General features: G+C 58.9%; 7 protein-coding genes. 4 read left to right on the top strand and 3 right to left on the bottom strand.

Going from position 1 to position 12,459, the window contains the following annotated elements; all coding sequences use genetic code 11:
• Nucleotides 1-196 precede the first annotated feature (196 nt).
• Nucleotides 197-3,043, top strand: a complete 2,847-nt coding sequence (rapA, locus tag ACA056_RS22385; protein WP_497267852.1) for an RNA polymerase-associated protein RapA — start codon at nucleotides 197-199, stop codon at nucleotides 3,041-3,043.
• Nucleotides 3,044-3,207: 164 nt separating this feature from the next.
• Here the strand turns inward: rapA and ACA056_RS22390 are convergent, their stop codons facing one another.
• A complete protein-coding gene (locus ACA056_RS22390; RefSeq protein ID WP_497267854.1) occupies nucleotides 3,208-4,557 on the bottom strand; it encodes a spinster family MFS transporter in 1,350 nt (449 codons plus the stop codon).
• Between the two features lie 291 nt (nucleotides 4,558-4,848).
• Here ACA056_RS22390 and ACA056_RS22395 point away from each other — a divergent pair, with 291 nt between their 5' ends.
• Nucleotides 4,849-7,131, top strand: coding sequence for a putative bifunctional diguanylate cyclase/phosphodiesterase (locus tag ACA056_RS22395; RefSeq protein WP_497267856.1), 2,283 nt, complete (start codon nucleotides 4,849-4,851; stop codon nucleotides 7,129-7,131).
• Here ACA056_RS22395 and ACA056_RS22400 read toward each other — a convergent pair.
• On the bottom strand, nucleotides 7,022-7,918 hold the full coding sequence (locus tag ACA056_RS22400) for an NAD(P)-dependent oxidoreductase (RefSeq protein ID WP_497267858.1): 897 nt from the start codon (nucleotides 7,916-7,918) through the stop codon (nucleotides 7,022-7,024). The two genes, ACA056_RS22395 and ACA056_RS22400, sit on opposite strands and share 110 nt — an antisense overlap.
• Before the next feature lie 196 nt (nucleotides 7,919-8,114).
• Between ACA056_RS22400 and ACA056_RS22405 the strand changes: the two genes are divergently transcribed.
• Nucleotides 8,115-10,310, top strand: a complete 2,196-nt coding sequence (locus ACA056_RS22405) for a hypothetical protein (protein WP_497267860.1) — start codon at nucleotides 8,115-8,117, stop codon at nucleotides 10,308-10,310.
• A gap of 296 nt (nucleotides 10,311-10,606) precedes the next feature.
• On the opposite strand, the gene ACA056_RS22410 is transcribed toward ACA056_RS22405, so the two are convergent.
• The gene (locus tag ACA056_RS22410) at nucleotides 10,607-10,912 is read right to left on the bottom strand and encodes a DUF2288 domain-containing protein (RefSeq protein ID WP_033059033.1); all 306 of its coding nucleotides are present in this window, start codon (nucleotides 10,910-10,912) and stop codon (nucleotides 10,607-10,609) included.
• A gap of 338 nt (nucleotides 10,913-11,250) precedes the next feature.
• Here ACA056_RS22410 and ACA056_RS22415 point away from each other — a divergent pair, with 338 nt between their 5' ends.
• The gene (locus ACA056_RS22415; protein ID WP_497267862.1) at nucleotides 11,251-12,378 is read left to right on the top strand and encodes a branched-chain amino acid ABC transporter substrate-binding protein; all 1,128 of its coding nucleotides are present in this window, start codon (nucleotides 11,251-11,253) and stop codon (nucleotides 12,376-12,378) included.
• Nucleotides 12,379-12,459 lie beyond the last annotated feature (81 nt).

Below are 12,459 nucleotides of genomic sequence, written 5' to 3' on the forward strand. Positions count from 1 at the left end.
GGCTGTCGGCTGCGGGGATGGCGACTTGAGCCATCGGTCGCAAACTGTGACCCGTTTGGCACGAATAGGTGCCCCAACCCACAAGCGCTGCATCGTTGGACTAACGTAAGACTGTGAGTTTTTATGAGAGTCCTTTGGCCCTGAAGCCCTCATTCCGTTAAGATAGCCCGCTTTTTCAAGGTGGGAGTCAGGCAGCATGGCGCAGCAGTATCAACCGGGGCAACGCTGGATCAGTGACAGCGAAGCCGAGCTGGGTTTAGGCACCGTTCTGGCACAGGACGGCCGCTTGTTGACCGTGCTCTACCCGGCCACTGGCGAGACTCGCCAGTACGCGCTACGGAATGCGCCCCTCACCCGCGTGCGGTTTTCGCCGGGTGACTCGATCACTCACTTCGAAGGCTGGAAACTGACCGTACAAGAAGTCGACGACGTCGACGGCTTGCTGGTTTACCACGGCCTCAACGGGCATAACGAAGTGGTTACCCTGCCGGAAACCCAACTGTCGAACTTCATTCAGTTCCGTCTGGCCAGCGATCGTTTGTTCGCCGGGCAGATCGACCCGCTGGCCTGGTTCTCCCTGCGATACAACACCCTGGAACACACCAGCCGCCAGTTGCAGTCCGCGCTTTGGGGCCTCGGTGGCGTGCGTGCGCAACCGATCGCGCACCAGCTGCACATCGCCCGTGAAGTCGCCGACCGCATTGCGCCGCGGGTTTTGCTGGCAGACGAAGTGGGCCTGGGCAAAACCATCGAAGCCGGTCTGGTGATCCATCGCCAACTGCTCTCGGGCCGCGCCAACCGCGTGCTGATCCTGGTTCCGGAGAACCTGCAGCACCAGTGGCTGGTGGAGATGCGCCGCCGCTTCAACCTGCAAGTTGCGCTGTTCGACGAAGAACGCTTCATCGAAAGCGATGCCGCCAACCCGTTCGAAGACACCCAGCTCGCGCTGGTTGCACTCGAGTGGCTGGTGGAAGACGAGAAGGCCCAGGACGCACTGTTCGCCGCCGGTTGGGACCTGATGGTCGTCGACGAAGCGCACCACCTGGTGTGGCACGAAGACAAGGCCAGCCCTGAATATTCGCTGGTCGAGCAACTGGCCGAAGTCATTCCCGGCGTGCTGCTGCTGACCGCGACCCCGGAACAACTGGGCCAGGACAGCCACTTTGCGCGTCTGCGCCTGCTCGATCCAAACCGTTTCCATGACCTGCACGCCTTCCGGGCCGAGAGCGAAAACTATCGCCCGGTGGCCGAAGCCGTCCAGGAGCTGCTGGACAAGGGGCGTCTGTCGCCTGAAGCGCACAAGACCATTCACGGTTTCCTCGGCAACGAAGGCGAAGCCCTGCTGACCGCAGTCAACGATGGCGACATCGAAGCCAGCGCCCGTCTGGTCCGCGAACTGCTGGACCGCCACGGCACCGGCCGCGTGCTGTTTCGCAACACCCGCGCGGCCGTGCAGGGTTTCCCGGAGCGCAAGCTGCACCCGTACCCGCTGCCGTGCCCGGACGAATACCTCGAACTGCCGCTGGGCGATCACGCCGAGCTATACCCGGAAGTCAGTTTCCAGGCCCAGCCGGACGCCAACGAAGAAGAACGTTGGTGGAAATTCGACCCGCGCGTCGAGTGGCTGATCGATCAGTTGAAGATGCTCAAGCGCACCAAAGTGCTGGTGATCTGCGCCCACGCTGAAACCGCCATGGACCTGGAAGACGCTCTGCGCGTTCGTTCCGGCATCCCGGCAACGGTTTTCCACGAAGGCATGAACATCCTCGAGCGTGACCGCGCCGCTGCCTACTTCGCCGACGAAGAATTTGGCGCGCAAGTGTTGATTTGCTCGGAAATCGGCAGTGAAGGTCGTAACTTCCAGTTCTCGCACCACTTGGTGCTGTTCGATCTGCCCTCGCACCCGGACCTGCTGGAGCAGCGTATCGGTCGTCTGGACCGGATCGGCCAGAAGCACATCATCGAACTGCATGTGCCGTACCTGGAAACCAGCCCGCAAGAGCGCCTGTTCCAGTGGTACCACGAAGCGCTGAACGCGTTCCTCAACACCTGCCCGACCGGCAACGCCCTGCAGCATCAGTTCGGCCCGCGCCTGCTGCCGCTGCTGGAAAATGCCGACGACGGCGAGTGGCAAGCGCTGATCGACGAAGCCCGCGCCGAGCGTGAACGTCTGGAAGCCGAGCTGCACACCGGCCGCGACCGCTTGCTGGAGCTCAACTCCGGCGGCGCTGGCGAAGGTGATGCGCTGGTCGAGGACATCCTTGAGCAAGACGACCAGTTCGCGCTGCCGATCTACATGGAAACCCTGTTCGACGCCTTCGGCATCGACAGCGAAGACCATTCGGAAAACGCGCTGATCCTAAAGCCGAGCGAAAAAATGCTCGACGCCAGCTTCCCGCTGGGCGACGACGAAGGCGTGACCATCACTTACGACCGCACCCAGGCGCTGTCTCGCGAAGACATGCAGTTCATTACCTGGGAACACCCGATGGTTCAGGGCGGCATGGACCTGGTCTTGTCCGGCTCCATGGGCAACACCGCCGTGGCGCTGATCAAGAACAAGGCGCTGAAACCTGGCACCGTGTTGCTGGAACTGCTCTACGTCAGCGAAGTGGTTGCCCCGCGCTCGCTGCAACTGGGCCGTTACTTGCCACCGGCCGCCCTGCGCTGCCTGCTCGATGCCAATGGCAACGACCTGTCGGCCCGCGTGTCGTTCGAAACCCTTAACGATCAGCTGGAAAGCGTGCCGCGTGCCAGCGCCAACAAGTTCATCCAGGCCCAGCGCGATCAGCTGACGCCACGGATCAACGCCGGTGAAGAGAAGATCTTCCCGCGTCACGCCGAGCGCGTGGCTGAGGCGCAGCGTCGTCTGGCCGCCGACACCGACGAAGAACTGGCGCGCCTGACCGCGTTGCAAGCGGTCAACCCGACCGTGCGCGACAGCGAACTGGTGGCACTGCGCAAGCAACGCGAACAGGGCCTGGCCATGCTCGACAAGGCTGCGCTGCGACTGGAAGCGATTCGGGTGTTGGTGGCGGGTTAAGTCCCCCTGCTCCACCTTGCTAAATAAAGAAGGCCCGCAGCGATGCGGGCCTTTTTTTTGTCTGGCTGATTGTTGCTGTGCTGCTGATGGCCCCATCGCGAGCAGGCTCGCTCCCACATTTGGAATGCATACCCCTGTGGGAGCGAGCCTGCTCGCGATGGCGGTTAAGCAGTCGCCACAGAAACCCCAGGTTCAACCACCGCCACCAACCCTTCTTTCATCCGCTTGGCATCGCGCACAAAACACCGCGAAGCCAAAAACAAAAACACCATGGTGAAAAACAGCGCCACCGGGATCAAATACATCGCGTCATGCAAGCCGACAGCCTTGAACGCTTCGGTCATCTGGCCAGCACCGGCCGAGAGCATCGCCGTATGTGCAAAGTGGTCGGACAATGCGCCCACTACCACCGGCCCCAAACCACCACCCAGCAAATACAACCCGGCAAAGAACAGCGCCATGGCCGTAGCCCGCAAGCGCGGCTCGACTACGTCCTGAATGGCGGTGTAAACGCAGGTGTAGAAGTTGTAGGCAAACAACCAGCCCACACTGAACACAGCCACAAATACCCCAATCTCGATCCGCCCGGCATGCAGCGCCCAAGCCGTGCACACCGTCGAGATGATCAAGCTGAACGCGGCAAACAGCAGTCGCCCATTGGCCACCCGCTGGTGAATCTTGTCCGCGACCCAACCGCCCAGTGTCAGGCCGAACAACCCGGTCACGCCGACGATCACCCCGGTCGCCACCGCCGCTTCCTGTAGCGGCATCAGGAAATACCGCTGCAGCATCGGCACCAGAAACGAGTTGCAGGCATACGTGGCAAAGTTGAAACACAGCCCTGCCATCACCAGCCACAGGAAAGTCGGCACCGCCAGTACCCGACGGATTGGCCGGTCTACGCGCTCCTGCGAGACTTGCACACTCTCCGCGGCACCGCGTTTCGGTTCTTTGATGTAGAACATGAAGACCGCCAGGATCAGTCCCGGCACTGCTGCGATGAAGAACGGCGCGCGCCAGCTGTCGAAGGCCTTGACCATGGCACCGATGGTGAAGAACGCCAGCAGCAGCCCCAACGGCAGCCCCAGCATGAAAATACCCATCGCTCGCGCCCGGCGGTGGGCCGGGAACAGGTCGCCGATCAGCGAGTTGGCGGCCGGTGCGTAACTGGCTTCACCGATGCCGATGCCCATGCGCACGATCAGGAAAGCCCAGAAACTCCCCACCAGTCCGTTGACCGCTGTCAGGCCGCTCCACGCCGCCAGGCCCCAGCCCATCAATTTACTGCGTGAACCGGTGTCGGCCATCCGTCCCAGAGGCAGGCCGGCAATGGCATAAACGAGGGTGAATGCGGTACCGATGATCCCCAGCTGAAAGTCGCTGAGGTGCCATTCCATGCGGATCGGTTCGATGATGATGGCCGGAATGGTGCGGTCGAAGAAGTTGAACAGGTTGGCCAGGAACAGCAGGAACAGAATGCGCCAGGCATTCGCCGCTTGGGTCGAGTTCTGCATGGGTCCGTCTCTTTTATTGTTATTGGGGCTTCACTACCAGCGCATCCGAGCCCGGAACCTGCAATCTAGTCAGGCCCGCCAGAGCTGTCTGTAATTATTCGTAAAGGTGATAGCACCCCATGTAATGAGGCACCGCCCATGCAACATTTTACTTCTAAACATTCAGCGGCTCATTCCAAAATCATTAAGATCAATATGCCACTACCGCTTGCACTCTGTGCATGACACCTATACTCCAACGCATTCACCAGGTTCATGGTGTCGGCCAGAAAGATGGATGCGGGGCGTACGATGGAGTGGCCTGCTTTATATTTCACTACCCAACTGCCAGAGACCGGGCAGGTCATACTCAATTGCGCTCATAACCCCTTTCTGGTGTTACTGGCCTATGTGGTCGCCTGTGTGGCCGGCTTCGCCACGCTGGACATAACCGAACGGGTTGGCCATGCAGAAAAATCAGGATCCCAACGTCTCTGGTGCTGGGTCGGTGCCGGGTGTCTGGCGGGCGGTATCTGGGCCATGCACTTCATCAGCATGCTGGCGTTCCAGGCGCCGATCGAAATCCACTACCAGCTGCCCATCACTCTGATCTCACTGTTGTTCGCGCTGACGGCCTCGTGGCTGGCGATGCATACCCTCAGCCATCCTCATCTGAGTTTCTGGCAATACTTGCGCGCCGCCGTGTGGATAGGCCTGGGCATCGCGACCATGCATTACGTGGGCATGGCCGCCATGCGGTCGGATGCGACGGCCTATTACCAACCCGTCCTGTTTGCCCTCTCCATCGTGATCGCAATTGGCGCAAGCCTGGCCGCATTGTTGATTTCCAGTCACCTGCGCGAAGGCAGCGGTGTGTTACATCAACTACTCAAATACACCGCCAGCCTGGTGCTCGGGGCCGGCATCGTCAGCATGCACTTCACCGGCATGGCGGCGCTCAACCTGGTGCTGCCTGACGCCAGCCTTCAGCCGCTGCCCGACGTAAACAATCATCTGCAACTGGGTCTGACGGTGGCGGTCATGACGCTGCTGATCATCGGTAGCAGCATCAGCGCGGCGATGGCGGACAAGAAGCTGCAAAACAAGGAACACGATCTGCAGCGGGTCAACGCCCTGCTCAGTCAACTGGACCAGGCGAGGATGTCGTTACAACAGGTGGCGCACTACGACCCCTTGACCAACCTGATCAACCGCCGTGGCTTCAACCAGATTTTTGCCGAAAAACTCATCGAGAAAACCAACGAAGGCGGCATGCTGGCGGTGCTGTTCCTCGACATCGACCATTTCAAGCGGATCAACGACAGCCTCGGGCATGATGCCGGCGACGAATTGCTCAAAGTCCTGGCCAACCACATAAAGTGCTCGGTGCGCAGCCACGAAGATGTGGTTGCGCGCTTCGGAGGCGACGAGTTTTGCATCCTCATCGGCCTGCATGATCGTGATGAAGCGCGGCACATGGCCCAGCGCATCATGGCGAAAATGAAGGAGCCCATCGAGCTGTCCGGGCGGCGCATGGTCATGACCACCAGTATCGGCATCAGCGTGTTTCCGGAAGATGGCAAGACCTGTGAAGAGTTGCTGAAAAACGCTGACCTGGCGCTGTATCAGTCCAAGGACAGCGGGCGCAACGGCCTGAATTTCTTCAGCGAAAACCTGAAAACCCGCGCGACGCTGGAACTGCAACTCGAAGAAGAACTGCGCCACGCCCTGCGCGAAAACACCGGGCTGATGCTCTATTACCAACCGATCTACGACCTGAAAAACGCTCAGGTCAGCAAGCTTGAAGCGCTGGTCCGCTGGCAACATCCGGTTCACGGACTGCTGGCACCGGACCGGTTCATTGCCATCGCCGAGGCCAACGGCCTGATCGCCGAACTGGACAACTGGGTCCTGCGCAAAGCCTGTGAGGATCTGGGCGAGTTGTCGCGTCAGGGTTGCGAAGAACTCCACATCGCCGTGAACTGCTCGCCCCTGAACCTGGCACGCGAAGAATTGGCCGATGAAATCGAACACGCGCTGCGGGTCGCCGGAGTGGCGCCACAGCGGCTGGAACTGGAAGTGACCGAAAATGCGCTGATGGGCAACATCGCCGATACGCTGGTGTTGCTGCGCCAGATTCGTGCCCTCGGCGTGTCGCTGTCGATTGATGACTTCGGCACCGGTTACTCATCACTGGCCTATCTCAAACGGCTGCCACTCAACACGCTGAAGATCGACCGCTCGTTCATCCAGGACATTCCCAAGGCCACCCAGGACATGGAAATCGTTCAAGCGATCATCGTCATGGCCCACACGCTGCATTTGCAGGTGGTGACCGAAGGCGTCGAAACCCTTGAGCAATACGAGTTTCTGGAGCGTAACGGCTGCGACTTCGTGCAGGGCTACCTGCTCAGTCGTCCGGTACCGCTGGCGCAATTGCGTCCCGTGCTGAGCGAAATCAACCAGCGCAAGCACTCGCACACGGTCAGCCCTTTGAGTCTGGTTCGCGGTACATCTGCACTAACGTCGACGGATCTTTTTCCAGAAACCCCTGGCCCCCATGCAGGCGCATCAGTTGTGCGGCCAGTCCACTGATCGGCGTGGCCGAGCCTTGCTCACGGGAAAATTTCACCGCTGTGTCGAGGTCCTTGAGCAGCGTGCGCACATGCCATTTCACCGGTTCGAAACGGCTTTCGGCCATTTGCGGAACAAGGATCTGCAACGGCTTTGAATCGGCGAAACCACCGGCCAGCGCCTCGGCGATCAGACGGGCGTCGACGCCGGAACGCTCGGCCAACGCCACCACTTCGGCGATGACCAGCGCATTGCAGGCGACAATCATCTGATTACAAGCCTTGGTCACCTGCCCCGCTCCGACGGCGCCCATGTGGGTCACGCGCTGGCCGAGGCTCAACAGCACAGGCCTGACGCGCTCAAGATCCGCCGTTTCACCGCCCACCATGATCGCCAGGCTGCCGGCCTCGGCGCCGACCACTCCACCGGACACTGGTGCATCCAGCCAGCTCATACCGGTTTGGCTGACCAGCGCTGTCGCCATTTCCCGCGTCGCGGTAGGTTCCAGGCTGGAAAAATCCACCAGCAATTGACCGCTTTTCGCACCTTGCGCAATCCCTGCCGCGCCAAACACCACCTCACGAACCACCGACGTGTCCGCCAGGCACAACATCACCACGTCGGCGTGCTGGCACAGCTCAGCCGGCGTGGCGACCTGTCGTGCGCCGGCCTCGACCAGCGGCGCGCACTTGGCTGGATTGCGGTTCCACACCGTCAGCGGATAACCCGCGGCCAGCAGGCGCTGGCACATCGGCAAGCCCATCAGGCCCACCCCGGCAAACCCGAGTGAAGGTAACGCTGCCATCATTTGGCCTCCTTTTGATTAAAGATCGGTAAATATTGGCCGATTCATCATGACTTAGGAAAGGATTCCCCCGAGCGATGCTCAGGCCAAGGCCCTGACGCTTGGGCCAAACACGCGCTGAAAAAGACGCGAGATCCCATCCGTGATGGTTCGACGACATCGTGTCGCCCAACCAACCAGCCCAGGTACATGGCGCACAATGACTTCTAAAAATAATCCGGCCACTGCGATATCCGATCTGACGTTGAGCCCCGCGGCAAACAGCTCCACACCGTCGAAGCCATTAATGCCATCGCGCCCGCTGGCAACTCAGCAATACCTTTACTTCACCGAAACCAATACCGACCGCATCCTCGACAACCTCGACGGTCTGCGCGACATGGTATTCCCGCGCCCACCGCATCTGGAAGGCGACAGCGAACAGCACAGCGATCAGGAGTTCCCGTCGGTGTGCCTGATCGGCCTGGGCCGCTGCGGCTCGAACATCGCGCTGGACGTCGCGGAGCTGGTGTACAACGCCCGCAAGTTCTACCTCAACGAATTCAACAACGAAGATCGCCTGTCGCCGGACAAGCGCTTCGCCGAAAAGGGCTACAGCCCGGCACAGTGGATTCGCAACAACCTGCGTCTGGGGCCGAACAAGGCCACCAAACCGGTGTTCCTGGTAGAACCGCTGGTCATGCTCGGCGACCTGGACAAAGACATCGCCGGCCGCATCCGTTTCTCGCGCAAGGGCGAAAAAAGCGGTTTCCTGCGCGACTACAGCAAAATGAAGATCATGGACTTGTCGGAAGTCCACGCCGGTGGCGCCGGTAACGCCCCGATCCTCGGTCAGTACCTGGCCAAGATCATCCTGAACAAGGACACCCAGCGTTTCTCCAGCCCAGACTGGAAGATGATTCACTCGTACCTGATCGACAGCTGCGGGATCAAGGCCAACCAGTCGCGCCTGTATTTCTCGATCTTCAGTGCCGGTGGCGGTACCGGTTCGGGCATGGCCTCGGAGTTCGGTCTGGCCCAGCAGCACTCGTATATGAACAAGACGTTCGACACCAAGCCGATGGACGAGCACGACGGCAAAAGCGGTCATTCCTTCGTCTTCGAGCCGATCTTCACCAGCGGCATTTGCGTGTTACCGAACATTTCCGATCACCGCAGCGAAATGTCCGAGGCGCTGCACATCAACGCCGGTCGTCTGCTGTGTAAATACCTGTCGGAAGAGTGGGACTTCTCCTACAACTTCGCCAACGAAGACAGCAGCGAAGCCAGTGTCATGGGCCGTATTCGCCCATGGAACGCCATGATGCTGATCTCCAACGACATCATGCGTTACGCCGAAGAAAGCGATGACGGCAACATCCAGAACATCGACGTCAACGCGATGGAAAAGCACGCCAACCAGTACATCTCACAGCAGATCTTCAACATTCTGACGGCGCAAGCGGTGACCACCGATTACGACCAGAACTATTTCCGTCGGGCTGGCATCGACATTGGCGAAACCATTCGCCTGGACGCCAACGACCTGTTCATGAGCCTGGCCGGCCCTGTAGCCATTGCCTATGCCGAGTCCGTGGTGCCGGAAACTCCGCCACCGAGCAGCGACAAGTTCAAGGTGTTCGAGAAAGAACCGCAGCGCCTGAACATCGACGACCTGTTCTTCCGCTCCATCGACTTGCCGCACTTCAACAAAGTGACCCAGGCAATCGAAGGCATCAGCCTGTTGCCGATCGAATCCAAGCGCTATCGCGCCTCGCTGGAGCAGTACAAGAATTCGGGATACGACGCGGCCGCGTTGCACGACCTGCACTTCTTCAAGAACTGCTCGTCGGTGGTCTCGATTGTTTCGCTGCCGAAGGACTACAAGCTGTCCTACATGGACTTGAACCGGTTGAAGACTCACCTTAACAGCCTGTTCCCGAACACCACGCTCAAGCGGTATGCGCTGGTCATCGGCGCCTCGGCCAACCTGTCGCTGACCACCCTGATCGCCAAGAGCCCGTGCCTGTCGGACGATTTCCTGACGCTGATCGTGGCCTTCATCAAGCGTTGTTTCGCGAAAAACCCGTACCGCTTTGACGAGACTCTGGATAACTCGATCCTGGACTTCATCATTAATGAAGAGTTCGACGAAGACCGTATCGACGAACTGCTGAATGAGTTCGAGAACCCGGCGAAGATCCTCGATACCAACTGGTACGCGATCAAACCGATGTACGAGAAGAAGTACCGCGAGCTGATCAACGACAAAGACAAGTTCGTCTCGATCAATGACATTCGTCTGTCCCGGGACTGCGTGAAGAAGTCGATCAAGTACTTGCGCGAGATCTATCGTCACCGGATTGGCAAGACCAAGGTTATTTCGCTGAATAACCATACCGGTAGAACTGCTTAACCAGCGGCGCCCCAATCGCGAGCAAGCTCGCTCCCACATTTGATCGCATTCTTCTGAAAGAACGCGGTCCCCTGTGGGAGCGAGCTTGCTCGCGATGGTGGCATCAGATTCATACTAAATCCCAACATTCAGAAACAATTAAGCAACCACAAGGCTGCTCAATAAACTGTTCCCGTTACGTTTACGTCACCCTCGCCAAGACCCTTCTGTGGCCTTTCTCTACGGCAACATGCCATCACGCTACTCGGCTACACACTTTTGCCCGACAAAGCCACGCACCAATAGAGTGCAAGCCTTCAGCTCGTCGCCCTTTCCTGGATCAGAATCCACGGCGAAACGACCACTGCCCACAGCTCCGGATCGCGTTCAAAAAGATCCAGCGCCCGCGTTTCAGACAGCTTGGCGACCTTGTCGGCGGCCAGCCAGGCAGCCACTTTCTCGCCTTCATCGGTCGCGACTGCCTCCGCTGCAGCAATCAAATCCAGGCCGGGGTCGACCCACAATAGGGCACCCTTGGCGAAGAACGGCTCAAGCTCCTTCCAGGTAATAGATGCGGTTTCACCAAGCAGCTTGGCATAGAGGGTGCTAGGTTCTTGAGTCATGGGTCCTGTCCGGAAAAGAAATCGACGTAATCATAACGTTGGTGGTCTGGCAGAAAAACCCGGATGCAATTGAGTTACCGATTGAAAACAGCAGGAAAGCCAAGGAATGCTGATATTTCAGCTATAACCCCCGCCGCCATTCTGTCTTTTTCTTTCAAAAAAGCGACACCCTCAGGTTTTGCCCCCTGGCGCCAGCTTCCCAGGCTAACAATTGGCGCTCTACACTGTACCGGTACAGTTGCCGGGGGCATTTTCCGGAGGATATCGAAGATATCTGACCCGGTTCTGCTGCTACGGCGCCAGGACTATAAAAACTACAACAGTAAGAGTGGAGCACTATGACTAAGGCTACTAAGCAGATTTCCAAACTGTTTGCCGCTATGGTTCTGGCCGGGGTTGCCAGCCATTCGTTCGCAGCTGACACCATCAAGATCGGCATCGCCGGCCCTAAAACCGGCCCTGTAGCCCAATACGGCGACATGCAGTTCAGTGGCGCCAAAATGGCCATCGAACAGATCAACGCCAAAGGCGGCGTAGACGGCAAGAAACTCGAAGCCGTTGAATACGATGACGCCTGTGATCCAAAACAAGCGGTAGCGGTCGCGAACAAAGTCGTCAACGACGGCGTCAAGTTCGTGGTCGGTCACCTGTGCTCCAGCTCCACCCAACCGGCTTCGGACATCTACGAAGACGAAGGCGTGATCATGATCACCCCGGCTGCCACCAGCCCGGACATCACCGCCCGTGGTTACAAAATGATCTTCCGTACCATCGGTCTGGACAGCGCCCAAGGCCCTGCCGCCGGTAACTACATTGCCGACTTCGTAAAACCGAAGATCGTTGCTGTTCTGCACGACAAACAGCAATACGGTGAAGGCATCGCCACCGCCGTGAAGAAAACCCTGGAAGGCAAAAACGTCAAGGTTGCCGTGTTCGAAGGCATCAACGCCGGCGACAAAGACTTCTCTTCGATGATCTCCAAGCTCAAGCAAGCCAACGTCGACTTCGTCTACTACGGCGGCTACCACCCAGAGCTGGGTCTGATCCTGCGCCAAGCACAGGAAAAAGGCCTGAAAGCCAAGTTCATGGGTCCGGAAGGCGTGGGTAACGACTCCATTTCGCAGATCGCCAAAGACGCTTCCGAAGGTCTGCTGGTGACCCTGCCGAAATCCTTCGACCAGGATCCGGCCAACATCGCCCTGGCTGACGCGTTCAAAGCCAAGAAAGAAGACCCGAGCGGTCCGTTCGTGTTCCCGGCCTACTCGGCTGTGACCGTGATTGCCGACGGTATCAAGGCTGCCAAGTCCGAAGATACTGCCAAGGTGGCTGCTGCCATCCACGCAGGCACCTTCAAGACTCCGACCGGCGACCTGAGCTTCGACGACAAAGGCGACTTGAAAGACTTCAAATTTGTGGTTTACGAGTGGCACTTCGGCAAACCTAAAACTGAAGCCAAGCCTCAGTAAGGCGTTGCCTGACTGACTGCCAATAAAGCCCACGGCGTGCCGTGGGCTTTGTTTTACGAACGTATTGGGCCGCGCTGGCGT

This window comes from Pseudomonas sp. LBUM1666 (assembly GCF_059695775.1).